At 62.1% G+C, this 20,328-nt stretch carries 21 protein-coding genes; 2 read left to right on the top strand and 19 right to left on the bottom strand.

Annotated features, from left to right (window positions below; genetic code table 11):
* Window position 1: 1 nt before the first annotated feature.
* The 11 genes from FJ986_RS13770 to FJ986_RS13720 all read right to left on the bottom strand — a co-directional run bounded on the left by FJ986_RS13770 (window position 2) and on the right by FJ986_RS13720 (window position 11,679).
* Complete coding sequence (locus FJ986_RS13770; RefSeq protein WP_140498792.1) at window positions 2-868, bottom strand: sugar ABC transporter permease; 867 nt, start codon at window positions 866-868, stop codon at window positions 2-4.
* A complete protein-coding gene (locus FJ986_RS13765) occupies window positions 869-1,936 on the bottom strand; it encodes an ABC transporter ATP-binding protein (protein ID WP_140584363.1) in 1,068 nt (355 codons plus the stop codon).
* Between the two features lie 10 nt (window positions 1,937-1,946).
* Complete coding sequence (locus FJ986_RS13760; protein ID WP_140674580.1) at window positions 1,947-3,026, bottom strand: ABC transporter ATP-binding protein; 1,080 nt, start codon at window positions 3,024-3,026, stop codon at window positions 1,947-1,949.
* A gap of 36 nt (window positions 3,027-3,062) precedes the next feature.
* Window positions 3,063-4,589, bottom strand: coding sequence for a glycerol-3-phosphate dehydrogenase (gene glpD, locus FJ986_RS13755; RefSeq protein WP_140498798.1), 1,527 nt, complete (start codon window positions 4,587-4,589; stop codon window positions 3,063-3,065).
* Window positions 4,590-4,713: 124 nt separating this feature from the next.
* Window positions 4,714-5,481, bottom strand: coding sequence for a DeoR/GlpR family DNA-binding transcription regulator (locus FJ986_RS13750; RefSeq protein ID WP_140515319.1), 768 nt, complete (start codon window positions 5,479-5,481; stop codon window positions 4,714-4,716).
* 128 nt (window positions 5,482-5,609) lie between these two features.
* Window positions 5,610-7,019 carry an aspartate aminotransferase family protein gene (locus FJ986_RS13745; protein ID WP_140674577.1) on the bottom strand — a complete coding sequence of 470 codons (1,410 nt, stop codon included), beginning with the start codon at window positions 7,017-7,019 and terminating at the stop codon, window positions 5,610-5,612.
* A gap of 99 nt (window positions 7,020-7,118) precedes the next feature.
* Window positions 7,119-7,850 (bottom strand): peptidase, encoded by a 732-nt coding sequence (locus tag FJ986_RS13740; protein ID WP_140498804.1) that lies wholly within the window; start codon window positions 7,848-7,850, stop codon window positions 7,119-7,121.
* A gap of 133 nt (window positions 7,851-7,983) precedes the next feature.
* Window positions 7,984-8,778 carry a transglutaminase family protein gene (locus FJ986_RS13735; protein WP_140674574.1) on the bottom strand — a complete coding sequence of 265 codons (795 nt, stop codon included), beginning with the start codon at window positions 8,776-8,778 and terminating at the stop codon, window positions 7,984-7,986.
* 7 nt (window positions 8,779-8,785) lie between these two features.
* Complete coding sequence (locus FJ986_RS13730) at window positions 8,786-9,727, bottom strand: alpha-E domain-containing protein (protein ID WP_140525347.1); 942 nt, start codon at window positions 9,725-9,727, stop codon at window positions 8,786-8,788.
* 132 nt (window positions 9,728-9,859) lie between these two features.
* A complete protein-coding gene (locus tag FJ986_RS13725; protein WP_181165357.1) occupies window positions 9,860-11,272 on the bottom strand; it encodes a circularly permuted type 2 ATP-grasp protein in 1,413 nt (470 codons plus the stop codon).
* 170 nt (window positions 11,273-11,442) lie between these two features.
* Window positions 11,443-11,679, bottom strand: a complete 237-nt coding sequence (locus FJ986_RS13720; RefSeq protein WP_010909609.1) for an Lrp/AsnC family transcriptional regulator — start codon at window positions 11,677-11,679, stop codon at window positions 11,443-11,445.
* Between the two features lie 264 nt (window positions 11,680-11,943).
* Here FJ986_RS13720 and FJ986_RS13715 point away from each other — a divergent pair, with 264 nt between their 5' ends.
* Complete coding sequence (locus FJ986_RS13715; RefSeq protein WP_140498811.1) at window positions 11,944-12,363, top strand: DUF4864 domain-containing protein; 420 nt, start codon at window positions 11,944-11,946, stop codon at window positions 12,361-12,363.
* 4 nt (window positions 12,364-12,367) lie between these two features.
* Here the strand turns inward: FJ986_RS13715 and tgt are convergent, their stop codons facing one another.
* From tgt to coaD, 7 genes are all read right to left on the bottom strand, one after another.
* Window positions 12,368-13,498 carry a tRNA guanosine(34) transglycosylase Tgt gene (gene tgt / locus FJ986_RS13710; protein WP_140525348.1) on the bottom strand — a complete coding sequence of 377 codons (1,131 nt, stop codon included), beginning with the start codon at window positions 13,496-13,498 and terminating at the stop codon, window positions 12,368-12,370.
* Window positions 13,491-13,760 (bottom strand): hypothetical protein, encoded by a 270-nt coding sequence (locus FJ986_RS13705; RefSeq protein ID WP_140525349.1) that lies wholly within the window; start codon window positions 13,758-13,760, stop codon window positions 13,491-13,493. Before FJ986_RS13705 ends, tgt begins: the two co-directional genes overlap by 8 nt.
* Entirely contained in the window at window positions 13,750-14,838 is a 1,089-nt protein-coding gene (gene queA, locus FJ986_RS13700) for a tRNA preQ1(34) S-adenosylmethionine ribosyltransferase-isomerase QueA (RefSeq protein WP_140557756.1), read from the bottom strand. The genes FJ986_RS13705 and queA overlap by 11 nt, the downstream gene beginning before the upstream one ends.
* A complete protein-coding gene (locus FJ986_RS13695; RefSeq protein ID WP_140515312.1) occupies window positions 14,838-15,287 on the bottom strand; it encodes a DMT family transporter in 450 nt (149 codons plus the stop codon). The genes queA and FJ986_RS13695 overlap by 1 nt, the downstream gene beginning before the upstream one ends.
* A gap of 12 nt (window positions 15,288-15,299) precedes the next feature.
* Entirely contained in the window at window positions 15,300-15,812 is a 513-nt protein-coding gene (locus tag FJ986_RS13690; protein WP_140525351.1) for a peptidylprolyl isomerase, read from the bottom strand.
* 27 nt (window positions 15,813-15,839) lie between these two features.
* A complete protein-coding gene (locus FJ986_RS13685) occupies window positions 15,840-16,334 on the bottom strand; it encodes a peptidylprolyl isomerase (RefSeq protein ID WP_224518951.1) in 495 nt (164 codons plus the stop codon).
* Window positions 16,335-16,444: 110 nt separating this feature from the next.
* A complete protein-coding gene (coaD, locus tag FJ986_RS13680; RefSeq protein ID WP_140498825.1) occupies window positions 16,445-16,945 on the bottom strand; it encodes a pantetheine-phosphate adenylyltransferase in 501 nt (166 codons plus the stop codon).
* Between the two features lie 194 nt (window positions 16,946-17,139).
* Here coaD and FJ986_RS13675 point away from each other — a divergent pair, with 194 nt between their 5' ends.
* Window positions 17,140-17,292, top strand: coding sequence for a hypothetical protein (locus FJ986_RS13675; RefSeq protein WP_140498827.1), 153 nt, complete (start codon window positions 17,140-17,142; stop codon window positions 17,290-17,292).
* Window positions 17,293-17,359: 67 nt separating this feature from the next.
* On the opposite strand, the gene gyrA is transcribed toward FJ986_RS13675, so the two are convergent.
* A complete protein-coding gene (gene gyrA / locus FJ986_RS13670) occupies window positions 17,360-20,158 on the bottom strand; it encodes a DNA gyrase subunit A (protein WP_140557758.1) in 2,799 nt (932 codons plus the stop codon).
* Window positions 20,159-20,328: the final 170 nt, after the last annotated feature.

Raw genomic sequence — 20,328 nt, 5'->3', positions numbered from 1 at the left:
ATCAGCGTTCCGCGTCGTAGTTGGTCATCACGGTGTAGAACACCCACGACAACAACAGGATGATCAGGAAGTAGACCAGCGACATCGCCGCCGCCGGACCGAGGTCGAACTGTCCGAGCGCGGTCTTGACGAGGTCGATCGACAGGAAGGTCGTCGAATTGCCCGGACCGCCGCCGGTGACGACGAAGGGCTCGGTGTAGATCATGAAACTGTCCATGAAACGCAGCAGCACCGCGATCAGAAGCACGCGCTTCATCTTCGGCAACTGGATGTAGCGGAACACCGCCCAGCGCGAGGCGCCATCGATCTTGGCCGCCTGGTAGAAGGCGTCGGGGATCGAGACCAGGCCGGCATAGCAGAGCAGCACGACGAGGCTGGTCCAGTGCCAGACGTCCATGATGATGACGGTGACCCAGGCGTCGAACGGATCCTGCACGTAATTGTAGTCGATGCCGAGCGCGTTGACGTAGTAGCCGAGCAGGCCGATATCGTTGCGGCCGAACACCTGCCAGATCGTGCCGACGACATTCCACGGGATCAAGAGCGGCAGCGCCATCAGCACCAGGCAGACCGGCACGCCCCAGCCCTTTTTGGGCATGTTGAGGGCAATGAAGATGCCGAGCGGCACTTCGATCGCCAGAATGATGAAGGAGAAGATCAGGTTGCGCACCATGGCTTCCCAGAAGCGATCGGAATGCAGCAACTCTTCGAACCATTCGGTCCCCGCCCAGAAGAAGACGTTATTGCCGAACGTGTCCTGTACCGAGTAGTTGACGACGGTCATCAGCGGGATAACGGCCGAGAACGCCACCAGCACGAGCATCGGCAGCACGAGGAACCAGGCCTTGTTGTTCCAGGGCTTTTCCATTTACGCCCCCATCTCGACACGCCAGGAATCGGCATAGATGTTGATGCCGGCTGGGTCGAACCGCACTTTTGGATCGGCGGGAACGGTTTCGTCCTCGCCGATGACGGCGGCGATCTCGCGGCCTTCCAGACTGGCGCGCACGACCTTGTGGCGGCCCACATCCTCGACCTTGCTGATGTGGACGGCCATGCCATCGCGGCCGAGCCTGACATATTCAGGACGGATGCCGAGTTCGACGACGCCGCTTCCGGCCTTCGGCGCGCCTGGCAATTGGATGCGCTGGGAACCAAGCGTCGCTGTCTTGCCATCGATCGCTACCGGCATGACGTTCATGCCGGGCGAGCCGATGAAGTAGCCGACGAAGGTGTGGCGCGGCCGCTCGAACAGCTCGGCCGGCGTGCCGATCTGCACGATGCCGCCATCATACATGACGACCACCTGGTCGGCGAAGGTCAGCGCCTCTGTCTGGTCATGCGTGACATAGACCATGGTGTAGCCGAAGCGGCGGTGAAGCTGCTTCAATTGCGAGCGCAGCACCCACTTCATGTGCGGGTCGATGACGGTCAGCGGCTCGTCGAACAGGATCGCATTGACATCCGAGCGCACCAGTCCGCGGCCGAGCGAGATCTTCTGCTTCTGGTCGGCGGTCAGGCCCCTCGCCTTCTTCCTGGCCCAGTCTGCCAGGTCGATCATGTCGAGCGTCTCGCGCACCTTGCGGTCGACGTCGGCCTCCGGAACGCCGCGGTTGCGCAGCGGGAAAGCCAGGTTGTCGTAGACGGTCATCGTGTCGTAGATGACCGGGAACTGGAACACCTGCGCGATGTTGCGCTCCTGCGTCGACAGTCTCGTGACATCCCTGCCGTTGAACAGCAATTGGCCGTGCGAGGGGTGGAGCAGGCCGGAAATGATGTTGAGCAGCGTGGTCTTGCCGCAGCCGGATGGGCCTAGCAGCGCATAGGCGCCACCGTCCTCGAAAGTGTGGTGCACCTCCCGCAGCGCGAAATCCGCATCGGTGCGCGGGTTCGGCAGATATGAGTGCCTGACATGGTTGACGTCGATGCGCGCCATCGTTTTCTCCTCAGGCCGCCAGCTTTGCCGCGGCCACGGCGACGCCGTGTTGGTCGAAAACCATGATGTGACGCGGGTCGATGAACACTTCGACCACTTCGTCGGTCTCGAAATCGCGGATGCCATGGGTCAGCATCACCCAGCGTGCGTCGGCGAAATCAAGATGGATGAAGCTTTCCGAGCCGGTGATCTCGGTGATGGTGACCTTTGCACGCACCGGCACGGCACTCGCATCCGGCCGCTCGAGTGACAGATGGTGCGGCTGGAAGCCGATCGTGTAATTGCCGTCGGGAATGCCGACAAGTTCCGGCGGCACCGGCAGCTTGACGCCGCCCTCCAGCAGGAAATCGGGCCCGTTCTTGGCCAGCACGATCGTGTTGAGCGGCGGATCGGCGAAGGTCCTGGCCGTCACCAGGTCGACCGGTTTGCGGAACACTTCGATGGTCGGGCCGAACTGGGTGATGCGGCCTTGTGACAGCGTCGCCGTATTGCCGCCGAGCAGCAGCGCCTCGTGTGGTTCGGTCGTGGCATAGACGAAGATGGTGCCGGCGGCGGCGAAGATCCTCGGCAGTTCTGCGCGCAATTCCTCGCGCAGCTTGTAGTCGAGATTAGCGAGCGGTTCGTCGAGCAGCACCAGGCTTGCATTCTTGACGATGGCGCGCGCCAGTGCGGTGCGCTGTTGCTGGCCACCGGACAGGCTGAGCGGCGTGCGGTCGAGATAGGGCGTCAGCTTGAGCAGGGCAGCGGCTTCCCGCACCTGACTGTCGATCCTGGCCTTCTCGACGCCCGCTACCCGCAGTGGCGAAGCGATGTTTTCGTAGACGCTCATCGCGGGGTAGTTGATGAACTGCTGGTAGACCATGGCGATCTTGCGCTTTTGAACAGGCTGGCCGGTGACGTCCTTGCCGTCGAACCAGACCGAGCCGGAAGTCGGCGCGTCGAGGCCGGCCATCAGCCGCATCAGGCTGGTCTTGCCGGACAGCGTCGGCCCGAGCAGCACGTTCAGCGAGCCATGCTGGAGCGTCAGCGACACGTCGCGGATATGCTCCACCGCGCCGACCGTCTTGGTGACGTTCCTCAGTTCCAGCATGATGCCTCCTCCCAGGCCGTGTGCATCAGCAGCCCTTCATTCCGCGGCCGCGACGTGGCGGCGGCTTATGCCGCGCATGAATTCATCCAACGCCGCCGTCTGCTCGCGGCTGAAATGCAGGCCGCGCTTGGTCCGGCGCCACAGCACATCTTGCGATGTGACGGCCCATTCGTTCTCGACGAGGTAGCGCACCTCGGCCTCGTAAAGGTCGGCGCCGAAATTGCGGCCGAGATCGGCATTCGATTTGGCAAGGCCAAGCAACATCTGCGCGCGCGTGCCGTAGAGCCGCGTGAGCCGACGTGCCAAACGCTGGTCGAGAAAGGGATAGGCGCTCTTCAGCCTCGCCACTTGCGCATCAAAACCGGTCGCCGCGAAATCGCCGCCCGGCAGCGGCGCATTTGCCGTCCACGGCTTGCCGCGCCTGCCGAGAAAGCCTTCGATCTTCTCCAGCATAGATTCCGACAGCCGGCGATAAGTGGTGATCTTGCCGCCGAACGTGTTGACGATCGGGGCTGTGCCCTCGCCGCCATCGGCCTTCAGCACATAGTCGCGTGTCGCCTCCTGCGCCTTGGAAGCGCCATCGTCATAGAGCGGACGCACGGCCGAATAGGTCCAGACGATATCCGAGCGCTTGACGGGTTGGGCGAAATACTCGCTTGCCGCCGCGCAGAGATAGTCGATCTCGGTGTCGCTGATCTTCACGTCGTGCGGATCGCCGGGGTAGTCCTGGTCGGTGGTGCCGATCAGCGTGAACTCGTCCTCGTAAGGAATGGCGAAGATGATGCGGCCATCCTTGTTCTGGAAGAAATAGGCGCGTGGATCGTCGAATTTCTTCGCGATGACGATGTGACTGCCCTGCACGAGACGGACATTGTGCACATCGTTGAGGCCGACGACGCCGGAAAGCACATGATCGACCCAGGGGCCGGCGGCATTGACCAGCAGCCGCGCCTTGACCTCTTCGGTCTCGCCGGTCCGCAGATTTTCGATCCTGATCGTCCACAGCCCGCCTTCGCGGCGCGCCCCGACCACCTTGGTGCGGGTGCGGATGGTCGCGCCCCGGTCGGCGGCGTCACGCGCGTTCAGCGTCACCAGCCGCGCATCGTTGACCCAGCCGTCGGAATATTCGAAGGCCTTCTTGAACAATGGTTTCAATGGCTTGCCGGCAGGGTCGGTGGCCATGTCCAGGGTCCTGGTCGCCGGCAGCAATTTGCGCCCGCCAATATGATCGTAAAGGAAAAGGCCGAGCCTGATCAGCCAGGCCGGACGCAGGCCCTTGGCATAGGGCAGCACGAAGCGCATCGGCCAGATGATGTGCGGCGCGTTCTTCCACAGTACCTCCCGTTCCATCAGCGCTTCGCGCACCAGGCGGAATTCGTAGAATTCGAGATAACGCAGGCCACCATGGATCAGCTTGGTCGAGCCTGAGGAGGTTCCGCTGGCGAGATCGTCCATCTCGGCCAGAAATACCGAAAACCCGCGGCCGGCGGCATCACGGGCAATGCCGCAGCCATTGATGCCACCGCCTATGACGAAAATGTCACGGATCGAAGATGCGTCCACCAATTCCTCCAGCGATTTCGCATTGCACCATTTGGCTCTTTTGCGAAACCGTGGCGGAATTATTTCGAACTCATAACGAATGTCAAACGAAATATCACAAGCTCGTGAAAGCGCTGCAACGTCCTCAATCGAGCGAGGTTTCGATCAGTTGAACCTCGGCCTCCTGGCAGATCTTGCGCACCGAGGGGATATCGCAGCGGTCGGTGATGAAGGTGTTGACCTGCGACAGATGGCCGATGCGAACCGGCGCCGTGCGCTCGAATTTGGTCCGGTCGGACACTAGGATGACGTGCCTGGCATTGGCGATAATGGCTTGCGCGACCTTGACCTCGCGGAAATCGAAATCGAGCAAGGCGCCGTCATGGTCGATCGCCGAGGCGCCGATGACGGCGTAGTCGACTTTGAACTGCCTGATGAAATCCACCGCCGCCTCGCCGACGACGCCGCCATCCGAGCCGCGAACCACCCCGCCCGCGATCACCACCTCGATCGAAGGATAGATGCGCATCCTGTTGGCAACATTGATGTTATTGGTGATGACCATGAGGCCGCTGTGATCCAGCAGCGCCTTGCTGACCGACTCCGTCGTGGTGCCGATATTGATGAACAACGAGGCGTTGTCCGGAATCAGCCTGGCGGCCGCGCTGCCGATCGCCTCCTTCTCCTCGGCGGCGATCTTGCGCCTGGCTTCGTATTCCATGTTCTCGATGCCGGAAGGAAACAAGGCGCCGCCATGGATGCGCGACAGCAACCGCTGGTCGCAAAGATCGTTGAGGTCCTTGCGGATGGTCTGCGGCGTGACGTTGAAGTGGGTGGCCAGATCGTCGACCAGAACGCGGCCGTGATCCTTGGCCATTTGGACGATTTCGGCATGGCGCGGCGACAGATACATCTGAAGACCTTTTGCTTTCGTTTTTCTTGATCATAGACGAAAACGAAAGCAATGAAAAGGCGTAAGCCGGCTAATGGAAACCGCATGATAGCAAAGGCAAACTTGGACGCAGTTCCGACTCAGCAGCCTCAGGTTAATCCGCGCGCGATTTCGGTGATGGCGGCAAAAGCCGAATCGACATCCGCCGCGGTCGCCTCGAACTGGCCGACCTGGAAGCGGATGGCGACGCGCCCGTTCACCCTGGTCTGTGTCAGGTAGATGCGTCCGTCATCATTGATCGCATTGACAAGCCGGAGATTGTGCTCGTCGGCATCGGCTCCCTCCGCCTTGTGCCGGAACGAAAACAGCGACAGCATCGGCTCGGTGACGATCTCGAAATCCGACTCGTCGGCCAGGCGCGCTGCCAGGCCTTCGCTCCAGGCGACATGGTTGCGGATCATCGTGCGCAGGCCTTCCAGTCCATAGGCACGCAGCAGGAACCACAGTTTCAGCGCGCGGAAGCGGCGGCCGAGCGGCACCGACCATTCGGAATAGTTGATGATGCCGTCATGACCGTGCGTCTTCAGATAATCCGGCTTGATGGCAAGCGTCCTGACATGGCTTTCGGGGTCGCGCAGGAACTGGATCGAGCAGTCGAACTGCGCGCCCAGCCATTTATGCGGGTTGAAGACGATAGAATCCGCCTGCTCCACACCGGCCCAGAAATGCCGGTATTCCGGGCAGATCATCGCCGATCCCGCCCAGGCGGCATCCACGTGAAGATAGACCCCGTGGCGTTTGGCGATCGCGGCGACGCCGGCGATATCGTCAGTGCCACCGGTGCTGGTGCCGCCGACGCAGGCGACGATACCCGCCGACAGCAAGCCTGCCTTCTTGTCGGCGACGATCGCCGCCTCGAGGGCCGCTATGTCCATGGCGCGAAAGCGGCCGGCGACCGGAATGCGCACGAGATTGTCCTCACCGATACCGGCCACCCAGATCGCCCGGTCGATCGAAGTATGCACCTGATCCGACGAGTAGATGCGCAACCGCGCCTGCCCCGCCAGGCCCTTTTTGTTGCCCTGCCAGTCGAGCGCGCGTTCGCGCATCGTCAGTACCGCCGCCAGCGTCGCGGAGGAGGCAGAATCCTGGATGACCCCGGAAAAGCCTTCCGGCAGGCCGAGCGCCTGGCGCATCCAATCGACAGTCCGCGTTTCGAGCTCCGTCGCCGCCGGCGAGGTCTGCCACAGCATGCACTGCGCGGCCATCGCAGAGACCAGATACTCAGCCACCACAGAAATTGGTGCCGCGTTGGCCGGAAAATAAGCGAAGAAGCGGGGATGCTGCCAATGCGTCATGCCCGGCAGGATCTTCTCCTCGAAATCGGCGAAGATCCTGTCCATCGGCTCCGCGTCTTCGGGCGGCGAGGCTTCTATGCTCCTGAATATGTCGCCGGGCTCGACCAGCGGCCGCACCGGGCGCTGGCGCAGCGTTTCGCGGTAGTCGGCGCCCCAGTCGGCGGCCCGCCGCGACCATTGCCGGAAATCGTCACTGTTCATCCTGTCCTCCCGACATGATCGCTTCACCGGCGCCCTTCGCCCCGGTTGTCAAAAACCACTGTTAAACATTTGCAACCACCGGAGAAATCCGGCGCGTCCTTATCCCGGAAAATCCGGCAGACTGGCAAACGCCGTCTTCAAGGCGCTCGACCATCCCTCGGAGATCGTGCGGTAGTACGGGTCGTCATGACCGATCCGTTTCTTCAACCCGACCTGGAAGGCATCCTTTTCCAGGAAAAGCAGATCCAGCGGCAGCCCGACCGACAGGTTCGACTTCAGCGTGGAATCGAACGATACCAGAAGCAGCTTCACGGTCTCCGCGAGACTCATCGACCGGTCATAAGCGCGAATGATGATCGGCTTGCCGTATTTGGTCTCGCCGATCTGGAAAAAGGGCGTGTCATCGGTCGATTCGATGAAATTGCCCTCGGGATAGATCATGAACAGGCGCGGTGCGCTGCCCTTTATCTGGCCGCCCAGGATGAAGGAGGCGTTGAAGTAGGAATCGGCCTTGTCGCCGGCGGGCGAGGAATGGGCGATGACGTCCTTGACGGTTTCGCCGACCAGCCGCACCGTCTGGTACATGGACGGCGTTTCGAGCACTGCCGCGTGCCGGTCGCCAACCGCCTTGGTGCGCTCGTCGAGCACGCTGATCACGGCTTGCGTCGTCGCCAGATTGCCGGCCGACATCAGCACGATGACGCGCTCACCGGGATCTTCCCAGACATGCATCTTCTTGAAGGTGGAGATCGAGTCCATGCCGGCATTGGTGCGCGTGTCCGACATGAACACGAGCCCGCGATCGATCTTGAGGCCGACGCAATAGGTCATGGTTTACTCTTCCGGCAGCGAACCGTAAAAACCGCGTCGCGTCGGAACGGATCCATGCGGCGCGCTCAGGTCCTTGTTTTCATGCATGTCGTCACCCAAACCAAGGTGGCGTTGGACGACCTGCATCGGGTGACTACTGCTCCACCGTGACGGTGACGGCAAGCCGCTCTTGCGCCTCTCCCAGCAGAATCCCCGAAACCGGCGACGCATCGCGATAGTCGCGCCCCGTCGCCACTCTCACATAGCGCTCATCAGGAGAGATACCGTTGGAGGGGTCGAAGGCAACCCAGCCGAGGCCCTGAACATGCGCTTCGGCCCAGGCATGGCTTGCCGCCTGCTCGATGGCCGCGTCCATCATCAGATAGCCGCTGACATAGCGTGCCGGGAAACCCATGTCGCGGGCGGTGGCGGCAAAGATATGGCTATGATCCTGGCAGACCCCGGTTTTCAGCGCGAGAGCCTCTTCAGCCGGGGTCGTCGCATTGGTGGTGCCCGGCGCATAGGCGACCCGCTCGGAGATGATAGCCATCAGACGGTGCAGTCTTTCGATATCGGTGCCCTTGCCGGCTGCCTCGGCGAGTGCGCGAATGCCATCGCCGATCATGGTCAAAGGCGTCTCCTGTGCGAACAGCCAGAGCGGCGCGAATCCCTGATGCGGCCCACAAACCCCCGATGTATCGCGCGTCACCACCTCGCCTGACGCCTCGACCGTAATGAAATCATGGTCACCCTCGACGCTCAACAATCGGGTGTCATTGCCGTAGTGGTCGGCAAATCGCACTTCCTCGCGCGCGCCTTCTACCTTCAGGGCCCAGGACAGCACGGTCTGCGTGCGCCCGCTCACCGGAAGCAGCCGCAGCCGCTGCAGCAGGTACTGCACCGGTGCGTCGTAACGGTATTCGGTCCGATGGGTGATCTTGAGCCGCATGGCCTCCTCAATAGAACCTGTAATCCTGCGCGATCTCGTCGCCGAGCCTGGTGTTGTCGCGAATGAAGCCGGCAAGGAATTCATGCAGGCCGGCGTCGAAAATATCCTTGATCGAGCCTGCCTGCAGCATGGCCTGGGTCTTTTCCGCCGTCGCATGGCAGGGATGGCGCCCGCCATAGTCGTCGCCGAGGAACTTCAGGTGCTCGGCCAGGAAGCGATAGCAGAAGGTCAGCGATCGCGGCATGCGCACATTGAGGATCAGATAGTCGGCGATGTTGGTCGGCTTGTAGTCGGCGTCGTAGACCCAGCGGTAGGAGCGGTGCGCCGATACCGAGCGCAGGATCGATTCCCACTGGTAATTGTCGAGCGTCGAGCCGACCCAGGAGATCGACGGCAAGAGCACGTAGTACTTCACGTCGAGGATGCGCGCCGTATTGTCGGCGCGCTCGACATAGGTGCCGAGCTGCGAGAAATCGAAGATCTCATTGCGCAGCATGGTGCCGTAGAACGAGCCGCGGATCAGCGCCGTTTCGCGCTTGATCGCATCGAGCACGTTTGGCAGGTCACGCTCGTCGATCGGCCTTGCCAGCATGCGCTTCAGCGCCATCCAGGCCTCGTTGATGCTTTCCCAGGTCTCCCGCGTCAGCGCGGTGCGCACCATGCGGGCATTGTGGCGTGCCGTCTCGATCGACGACATCGTGCTCGACGGGTTCGACGTGTCGCGCAACAGGAAGTCGGCTACATCGGCCGCCGTATAGTCCTGATACTTCTGCGTGTAGGCGACGTCGGAGCCGGCGCTGAGCAGCACCGAATTCCACTCTTCCGACGCGCTCTGCGTGCGCGTCAGCGCCATGCGCAGGCCCGCATCGACCAGGCGCGCCATGTTTTCCGCACGCTCGATATAGCGGTTCATCCAGTAGAGCCCGTTGGCGGTACGGCCGAGAAGCATGGAGTGGCCCTTCGGGCTAGTGAGTAGGGAATAGTGAGTAGCGAGTAGGGAATGTTCGAGTTTCGATTGGATACGGCATTGTTCTGTCCCCTCTGATACCAACTACTGCCTACTGCCTACTGACTACTCATCTCAATCATCCAGCACCCAGGTATCCTTCGTGCCGCCGCCTTGCGAGGAATTGACCACCAGAGAGCCCTCCTTGAGCGCGACGCGCGTGAGCCCGCCCGGCACGATCTGGATGCGGTCGGAGACCAGCACATAGGGTCTCAGATCGACATGGCGCGGCGACAGGCCCTTTTCGGTCAGGATCGGACAGGTCGAGAGCGCCAACGTCGGCTGGGCGATGTAATTGGACGGCTTGGCCTGCAGCTTCTTGGCGAAATCCTGGCATTCGTTCTTGGTCGCCGCCGGTCCGACCAGCATGCCATAGCCGCCTGAACCGTGCACTTCCTTGATCACCAGCTCATCGATGTGTTCGAGTACATATTTCAGGCTGTCCGGCTCCGAACAGCGCCAGGTCGGAATATTGCCGAGGATCGCCTTGCGGCCGGTGTAGAATTCGACGATCTCGGGCATGTAGGAATAGATCGCCTTGTCGTCGGCGATACCGGTTCCCGGCGCATTGGCGATCGTAATGTTGCCGGCCCGGTAGACATCCATGATGCCAGGCACGCCGAGCGCGGAGTCCGGCCGGAAAGTCAGCGGATCGAGGAAGGCATCGTCCACCCGGCGATAGAGCACGTCGATCTGCTTGTAGCCTTCGGTCGTGCGCATCGCGACATGACCGTCCACCACGCGCAAATCCTGCCCCTCGACCAGTTGCACCCCCATCTGATCGGCCAGGAAGGCATGTTCGAAATAGGCGGAGTTGTAGCTGCCGGGCGTCAGCACGGCGATGGTCGGCGTGCCCTTGGCGTTCTGCGGCCGCACCGCCGCCAGCGACTGGCGCAAAAGCTGCGGATAGTTCTCCACCGGCCGCACCTTGATTTGTTGGAACAACTCGGGGAAGAGCTGCATCATCGTCTCGCGGTTTTCCAGCATGTAGGAAACGCCCGATGGGGTGCGCGCATTGTCCTCCAGCACGTAGAACTCGTTTTCGCTGATGCGCACGATGTCGACGCCGATGATGTGGGTGTAGACGCCGGCTGGTGGCCTGACCCCGATCATCTCGGGCAGGAAGGCTTCGTTCCTGGCGATCAGGTCGCGGGGAACGCGTCCGGCCCGCAGGATTTCCTGGCGGTGATAGATGTCGTCGAGAAAGGCGTTCAGTGCCTGCACGCGCTGCTCGATGCCTTGCGTGAGGCGGCGCCACTCATTGCCGGAAATGATGCGCGGAACGATGTCGAAGGGGATAAGCCGCTCGGAGGCTTCCTGCTCGCCATAGACGGCGAAGGTGATGCCGGTTTTGCGGAAGACGCGTTCGGCGTCCTGCATTTTCTCGGTAAGCCTGGCCGGGTCCTGCTCTTTCAGCCAGCGATCGTAAGCCGAATACGGTCTTCTAAGTCCGGAGACCTCCGGAAGCATTTCATCGAACGCTGCCAATCGCATACTCCCCTGTGACGCCATTTCACTGGCGCCGCTGGAGAAAATCAAGCGTAATCGGTGATTTGAGGGATGCGGACGATCAGTATGTCGCCCCTGCCTAAAATTGAGGCAGCTGAAATATGAGCTTGGTCAGGCTTTGCCTCATGCCCGGGCAATGGGTTCCGACGCTAGAAGGCGCGAAAAGTGACGACGGTGAACGTGTCCTTGATGCCGGGAAGAATCTGCACCTTCTCGTTGACGAAGTGGCCGACATCCTCCTCGTCGTCGACATAGAACTTGGCGAGCAGATCGTAATTGCCGGCAGTGGAGTAGATTTCCGAGGCGATCTCGGCGTCGGCGAGCGCGCTGGCAACCTCATACGACTTGCCCAGTTCGCATTTGATCTGCACGAAAAACGCCTTCATGGCTCCGCCCTGCTAAACGTCCAATCCAAGCGGCCCTTCTGGCAGACTGGAGGCGGGCTTTCAAGCGCTGGAACGGTACTTAGCCGGTTCGAGCGTTGGCCACGCCTCCCGCAATTCCGCCAAGGCTGCCTGGACTTCGTCGCGCGACAACACTGAATATTCGCCGCCGGTGAAACCCTGAAGCGCCACCAAACGTATGTTAGGATGCCTGCACGGGCAGGATTTTTCGAAAGGCAAGTTCTCGAAAGACAAGGGAAACAGGCTATGCGCCGCACGCTTTTCGCATTCGCATTCCTTCCTCTCCTCCTGCCCTTGTCGGCGTTTGCCGGCGAGGCCGAGATCAAGGCGGCGCAAGCGGCCATTGACGGCCAGCTGAGAGCGTTCCTGGCCGATGACGGCGTCACGGCCTACAGCTTCGCCGCACCGAACGTGAAGCGGATCTTCCCGACCGTCGACACCTTCATGAACATGGTGACCAACGGCTACGCGCCGGTGCGCAACCCACGGAGCTACTCGTTCGGCAAGGTCGAGGAGACGGGTCCGACCTCGATCATCCAGCAGGTGCTGATCGTCGGCCCTGACGGCAAGGACTATGAAGCTGTCTACACGTTGGAGCGACAGCCCGACGGCACGTTCCAAATCACCGGCTGCAGCCTGCGCGCGTCGAATTCGCTGAGCACCTGAACCGTCACAGCGCCGGGATATCGCCCCTCGCCCAGCCCTCGGTAATTTCGGCAGCGCGTGCCTCGAAAGTGCCGGTCTCTATCGCGGCGCGTATGTCCTGCATCAGCTTCTGATAATAGGACAGATTGTTCCAGGTCAGAAGCATCGCACCGAGTGCCTCTTGCGAGCGCACGAGATGGTGCAGATAGGCGCGGGAATAATCGCGTGCCGCCGGGCAGTCGCTTTCCTCATCGAGGGGGCGCGGATCGTCGGCATGGCGGGCGTTGCGCAGATTGACCTTGCCGCGCCTTGTATAGGCAAGCCCATGCCGGCCGGCCCGCGTCGGCATCACGCAGTCGAACATGTCGATGCCGCGCGCCACCGATTTCAAGATGTCGTCCGGCGTTCCGACGCCCATGAGATAGCGTGGTTTGTCATCGGGCAGTTCCGGGCAGGTGATGTCGAGCATGTCGAGCATGACCGCCTGCGGTTCACCGACGGCAAGGCCGCCAACCGCATAGCCTTTCAGATCCATCGCGCTCAGCGCTTGCGCAGAACGCACGCGCAAATCCGCATTGTCGCCGCCTTGCACGATGCCGAACATCGCCTTCCCGGGCTGGTCGCCGAACGCCGTCTTGCAGCGCTCGGCCCAGCGCAGCGACAATTCCATGGCGCGCTCGATTTCCTTGAGCGCGGCCGGCAGCGCCGTGCATTCGTCGAGTTGCATCTGGATGTCTGAATCGAGCAGGCCCTGGATCTCGATCGAACGCTCCGGCGACATTTCATAGGATGCGCCATCGATATGGGAGCGGAAGGTGACGCCCTTCTCGGTCAATTTCCGAAGCTTTGACAGCGACATGACCTGGAAGCCACCGCTGTCGGTCAGGATCGGATGCGGCCAGCGGGCGAATTCGTGCAGGCCGCCAAGCTTCGCCACGCGTTCGGCGCCGGGCCGCAGCATCAGATGGTAGGTATTGCCCAGGATGATATCGGCGCCGACGCCGCGCACCTGATCCATGTACATCGTCTTGACCGTGCCGCCGGTGCCGACCGGCATGAAGGCAGGCGTGCGGATTTCGCCGCGCGGCATGCTGATCAAGCCGCGCCGCGCCCTGCCTTCGGTCGCCAGCACCTTGAAGGTGAACGTCTCAGCCATTGAATTCCTTGTCGTGTGCCGGTGCGCCCGGAGCCTGTTCGTCCAGCGACTGGCGATAGTGGATGCAGCCGCGCATGAATTTTGGCCAGGGCGGCACGGCGATTGCCGGATCGATCTTCTCGGGCAGCAGGTCCCACAAATCGGGATGATGCCAGCAAAGATCGTGCCCCGATGCATCGCGATGCTGGCGAATGCCGGCGCGCAATTTTTTGACTTCGGCGATCAAACTGTCGCGGTCCAGCCTGTCGAGGTCATCGTCCATCGCTCATCTCCGCTCGATACAGCAGGCTTGCATCTCCGTAGGAGTAGAATCTGTAATCGTGCTCAATGGCATGCGCATAGGCGGCGCGCATCGTATCGAGGCCGCTGAAAGCCGAAACCAGCATGAACAGCGTCGAACGCGGCAGATGGAAATTGGTCGTCAGCATGTCGGCGGTGCGAAAACGGTAGCCGGGCGTGATAAAGATGTCGGTCGGGCCGGACCATGCAGCCAGCACGCCATCCTCTCGCGCGGCGCTTTCCAGCAGGCGCAGCGAGGTCGTACCGACGGCAATGACGCGCCCGCCCCTCGCCTTTGCCGCATTCAACGCGTCGGCTGTTGCCTCGCTGACTGAGCCGATCTCCGCATGCATCTTGTGGTCGGCGGTGTCGTCCACCTTCACTGGCAGGAACGTGCCGGCGCCGACATGGAGCGTGACGAAGCGGCGTTCGATCCCCTTTGCGTCGAGTGCGGCAAACAGCTCCGGCGTGAAATGCAGACCGGCCGTCGGCGCCGCTACGGCACCTTCCTCCCGGGCATAGATGGTCTGATAATCGGCCCGATCGCGCTCGTCGTCATCCCGCTTCGAGGCGATGTAGGGCGGCAGTGGGATGTGGCCGACCGCATGCAGCGCCTCATCGAGGAAAGGGCCCGACAGGTCGAAGCCGAGCAGCGCCTCGCCCGCCTCGCCCTTTTCGATCACCGTGGCGTCAAGCTGGCCGAGGAAGCAGGAATTGCCGTCATGGCCGAAATGGATGCGGTCGCCGACGGCAACGCGCTTGCCCGGCCGCATGAAGGCCAGCCAACGGTCCGGCGCCATCCGCATGTGCAATGTGGCTTCGACCTGCGCCGCCGCCTCGCCGCGCCGCCTGATACCTTTGAGTTGCGCCGGGATAACCTTGGTGTCGTTGAAGACCAGCACGTCGCCGGCCTGGAGCAGGGAAGGCAGGTCGCTGACCGCCCGGTTCGAAACCCCCTCGCCGGGCCTGACCACCAGCATCTTTGCGCTGTCGCGCGGCTCTGCCGGGCGAAGCGCGATACGCTCTTCCGGCAGGTCGAAATCGAACAGATCGACACGCATCAGAAGAGCCTGATAAGCAGCGCCCCGGCCAGAAGCAGCACCGCGCCGGCCACGCGGCCGAGCGAGATTTCGCGAACCGCGACGCCGAGGAATCCGACGCGGTCGATCAGCATGCCCGCCAGCAACTGGCCCGCCACCAGGAACGCCATCAGCGCGGCGGCGCCGATGCGTGGCGTCAGGATGGTGGACAGTGTGACGTAGAAGCCGCCCAGCATGCCGCCGGCGATGAACAGCCACGGCGCGGGCGCCTTCCAGTCGAGCGAGATGCCTTGCAGCCTCACCACCGCGACGGCAATGATGCCGAGCACGATGGCGCCCGACAGGAACGAAAACGCGGCAGCCGCGACCGGGAGCCCCAGGCCGCGCGCCAACTGCGAATTGATCGGCGCCTGAATGGCAATGAAGGCGCCGGACAAGATGCCGAGAAGCGACCAGACGACGCCCATCATTGTCCTGCCGCCTTACTTGACGTCGGCCGCGACCTTCAGCGACACGATCTTGTCGGGATCCTGCACCGGCTCGCCGCGCTTGATCTTGTCGACATTGTCCATGCCTTCGATGACCTGGCCCCAGACCGTGTACTGGCGATTGAGGAAGGCTGCATCGTCGAAGCAGATGAAGAACTGCGAATTGGCCGAGTTCGGATTCTGCGAGCGCGCCATCGAGCAGGTGCCGCGGCCGTGGTTGGCATTGGAGAATTCGGCCTTGAGATCCGGCTTGTCGGAACCGCCCATGCCAGCGCGAGAAGGCGCGAAAGAGGGCTTGCTCGAATTGCCGAACTTGACGTCGCCGGTCTGCGCCATGAAGCCCTCGATGACGCGGTGGAAGACCACGCCGTCATAGGCGCCTTCGCGGGCCAGTTCCTTGATGCGGGCGACATGGCCGGGCGCCAGGTCGGGAAGCATTTCGATGACGACCTTGCCCTTGGTCGTTTCCATGATGAGCGCGTTTTCGCGATCCTTGATGTCGGCCATGTCTGATATCCTTTTCAAAAAACAGAACTATTTGTCGGCGGCGATGCGCACCTTGATCATCCGGTCGGGATCGGTGACCGTGCCGTTGTCGGCCTCGTCGCCCTTCTTGATGTGGTCCACCAGTTCCATGCCGCTGACGACATTGCCCACGATCGTGTACTGGCCGTCGAGCGGCGGCGCCGGCGCGAACATGATAAAGAACTGCGAGTTTGCCGAATTCGGATCCTGCGAGCGTGCCATGCCGACCACGCCGCGCTTGTAGTGCTCGGTCTGCGAGAATTCCGCCGGCAGGTCCGGCAGGTCGGAGCCGCCGGTACCGACAGCCTGGGCGTTGAAGCCCTTGTTCATGTTGCCGAATTTGACGTCGCCTGTCTGCGCCATGAAGCCGTCGATGACGCGGTGGAAGGCGACGTTGTCATAGGCATGCTCACGCACCAGCTTCTTGATCTGCGCGACATGCTTGGGCGCGAGATCGGGACGCAGCGCAATGGTCACGTCGCCGTCCTTCAACGTTATGATCATGGTGTTTTCCGGGTCGGCGGCATAGGCTGAGGCCGATGCTGTCACGAGACCGGCAAGCACGACGAGGAACGAGGCGAGCTTTTTCAGCTGCATGGTCTTCTCCGAGAAACCTATTTTGCGAATTTAGCGGTGAGCGCACCGGCAACGGCGGCCGGCACGAAAGGGCGGATGTCGCCGCCCATCGAGGCAATCTGGCGGACAAGTGTGGCGGTAATGGTTCTGACCGAGGGGCTGGCGGGCAGAAAAACCGTTTGCAGCTCAGGCGCCATCGTTTCGTTCATGCCGGCCATCTGCATCTCGTAGTCGAGATCGGTGCCGTCGCGCAGGCCGCGGATCATGATCGAGGCTCCCTGTTTCCTGGCCGCATCGATGACCAGCCCGTCGAAGGCGACCACCTTGATGCGTGTGCCGTCGCGGCCGAATTCGGCCTTGGTCGCGGCCTCGATGAGTTCGACCCGCTCCTCGAAGGAAAACAGCGGCTTCTTGCCGGGATGGATACCGATCGCCGCATAGACGATGTCCGCCACGGCCAGCGACGCCTTCAGCACGTCGAGATGGCCGTTGGTCAACGGGTCGAAGGAGCCGGCATAAAGGGCGATGCGCTCGGTCATGCCGGTGCTTCTAACGGGCGCGCGGACGGAAGGCAAATCTCATTGATGCGATCCCCTTGAACCTTTTTGCAGGGATGAACGACAGATGAATGCGCCGATCACGAACGCTTCACGCAGCGTTCACTACCTTGCCCCTTTAAGAAGATGAAACCAAAGTCCCATGTAAGCGTTGTAGAGCGCAGGAGAACACGCACATGCTGATCTACATGCTCGCCACTGCAATGACCGTCGCCATGCTGATCGCCACTGTATTCGGGCTGCATCAGGAGGCCCAGCGCGTCCGCATCAAGACCAACGCCAAACGCTTCGAAGGGTTCGGGCCCCGCAAGCCTCACCGTCACTATTGAGTTAGCCTGAATTTGTTGCGACGCGCCGGCCGATTGGCCGGCGTTGCCATGTCTGTCCAAGCCAGACTTATTGCGCATCATCCAGGCCGGCATCGGCCGCCGGATCGATCTCGGCACCAACCTCGACGATTTCTTCCTCGTCCGATTGCGGCTCGGAAATCCGCTCGACCGAAACCACCTTCTCGCCTTCCGCCGTGTTGAAAATGGTCACGCCCTTGGTGGCGCGGCTGGCGAAGCGGATGCCATTGACCGGCACCCGGATAACGGTACCGCCGTCGGACACCAGCATGATCTGGTCGTCATTGCCGACCGGGAAGGTTGCCACCAGCCTGCCGATCTCGGCCGTCTTCGACACGTCGGTGGCCCGAATGCCCTTGCCGCCGCGTCCGGTCAGACGGAAATCATAGGACGATGAGCGCTTGCCGTAGCCGTATTCCGTCACCGTCAGCACGAACTGCTCATGCGCCTTGAGGAACTCGTAGCGCTCGTCCGACAGCTCCGCCTCCTCGCCGACCTCTTCGTTGGTCAAGGCGATCTCTTCCTCCTCGCCTGCCGGGATGCCGGCGGCCAGGCGCCGTTCGGCCACGACGCGCTTCAGATAGGCGGCGCGTTCGGCCGGCGGCGCATCGACATGCTCGATGACGGCCATAGAAATGACGCGGTCCGTTTCGGCCATGGCGATGCCGCGCACGCCGACCGAGTTGCGGCTCTGGAAGACGCGCACGTCGCCGACGGAAAAGCGGATGCACTGGCCGGAGCTGGCGGTCAGAAGCACGTCGTCATTGTCGGTGCAGGTCTCGACGCCGAGGATCTCGTCGCCCTCCTCCTCCAGCTTCATGGCGATCTTGCCATTACGGTTGACTTGGACGAAGTCAGAGAGCTTGTTGCGGCGCACCGTGCCGCGCGTGGTGGCGAACATCACGTCGAGCTCGCCCCAGCTCGTCTCATCTTCCGGCAACGGCATGATTGTGGTGATGCGCTCGCCCTGCTCCAGCGGCAGCATGTTGATCAGCGCCTTGCCGCGCGACTGCGGATTGCCGATCGGCAGGCGCCAGACCTTCTCCTTGTAGACGATGCCGCGCGAAGAGAAGAACAGCACCGGCGTGTGCGTGTTGGCCACGAACAGGCGGGTGACGAAATCCTCTTCCTTGGTCGACATGCCCGAGCGGCCCTTGCCGCCGCGGCGTTGCGCCCGGTAGAGCGACAATGGCACGCGCTTGATGTAGCCGGAATGGCTCACCGTCACGACCATGTCCTCGCGCTGGATCAGGTCCTCGTCTTCCATGTCCGCGCCGCCTTCGCTCAGTTCGGTGCGGCGCGGCGTGCCGAATTCGTCACGCACGGCCGCGAGCTCGTCCTTGACGATCTGCTGGACGCGGGCGCGGGACGACAGGATATCGAGATAATCGACGATCTCGGCGCCGATCGTGTTCAACTCGTCGGCGATTTCGTCGCGGCCGAGTGCCGTCAGGCGCTGCAGCCGCAATTCCAGGATCGCGCGCGCCTGTTCCTCGGACAGATTGTAGGTGCCGTCCTCGTTGATGCGGTGGCGCGGATCGTCGATCAGGAGGATCAGCGATTCGACGTCGCCGGACGGCCAGCGCCGCTCCATCAACTGCTCGCGCGCGGTCTGCGGGTCCGGCGCGGTGCGGATCAGTTTTATCACTTCATCGATGTTGGCGACGGCAATTGCGAGGCCGACCAGCACGTGGGCCCGGTCGCGTGCCTTGCGCAGCAGGAACTTCGTGCGCCGGGTGACCACCTCCTCGCGGAAGGACACGAATGCCCTCAGCATATCGGTCAGCGTCAGCAGTTCGGGCTTGCCGCCATTCAGCGCCACCATGTTGGCGCCGAAAGAGGTTTGCAGCGGCGTGAAGCGATAGAGCTGGTTGAGGATGACGTCGGCCACGGCGTCGCGCTTCAGCTCGACGACGACCCGATAGCCCTGGCGGTCGCTCTCGTCGCGAATGTCGGAAATGCCCTCGATGCGCTTGTCGCGCACCAGTTCGGCCATCTTCTCGATCATCGACGATTTGTTCACCTGGTAGGGAACCTCGGTGATGATGATCGATTCGCGGTCATTGCCGCGGGCCTCGATGTTGACCTTCCCGCGCATGACGATGGAGCCGCGGCCGGTCGAATAGGCGCTGTAGATGCCGGAGCGGCCGAGCACGATGCCGCCGGTCGGGAAATCCGGCCCCGGAATGATTTCCATCAGCGCCGGCAGGTCGATGGCCGGATTGTCAATGATCGCGATCGCGGCGTTGCAGACTTCGCCCAGATTGTGCGGCGGGATGTTGGTGGCCATACCGACGGCGATGCCGCCCGAGCCATTGACCAGCAGATTGGGAAAGCGCGCCGGCAGGACCTTCGGCTCGCTGCCGGAAGCATCGTAAGTGTCCTGGAAATCGACCGTATCCTTGTCGATATCCTCCAGCAGTTCATGCGCGACCTTGGTCAGCCGCGACTCGGTGTAGCGCATGGCCGCCGGCGGATCGCCGTCGATCGAGCCGAAATTGCCTTGCCCGTCGATGAGCGGCACGCGCAGCGACCAGTCCTGCGCCATGCGCACCAGGGCGTCATAGATAGAGGCGTCGCCATGCGGATGGTATTTACCCATCACGTCGGCGACCGGGCGCGCCGACTTCACATATTTGCGGTTCCAGTGATAGCCGCTCTCATGCGCGGCGAAGAGAATGCGGCGATGCACCGGCTTCAGGCCGTCGCGCACGTCGGGCAGCGCGCGGCTGACGATCACGCTCATGGCGTAATCGAGATAAGAGCGCTGCATCTCCTCGATGATCGAAATCGGCTCGATGCCGGTGGGGCCGCCGTCGGCGCCGCGCGGTGTTTTTTGGTCGGTCAAATCGGATCACAATCTAAACAGGAATCACTTGCCGTATATATAGGAAGCGCGGCCGAAACTCCAATGTCGACGGCACTTTTCCAGTGTCGATTTTGGCGGTGATTTCAAAAGGATACCGGTGATTGCGACGATATGGCCGATGTGCTTTTCGGAGCCGTCGACGCAAAGGC

The organism is Mesorhizobium sp. B1-1-1, from assembly GCF_006442955.1.
Lineage (GTDB): Bacteria > Pseudomonadota > Alphaproteobacteria > Rhizobiales > Rhizobiaceae > Mesorhizobium.
This window is presented reverse-complemented; position numbering and strand designations above follow the sequence as displayed.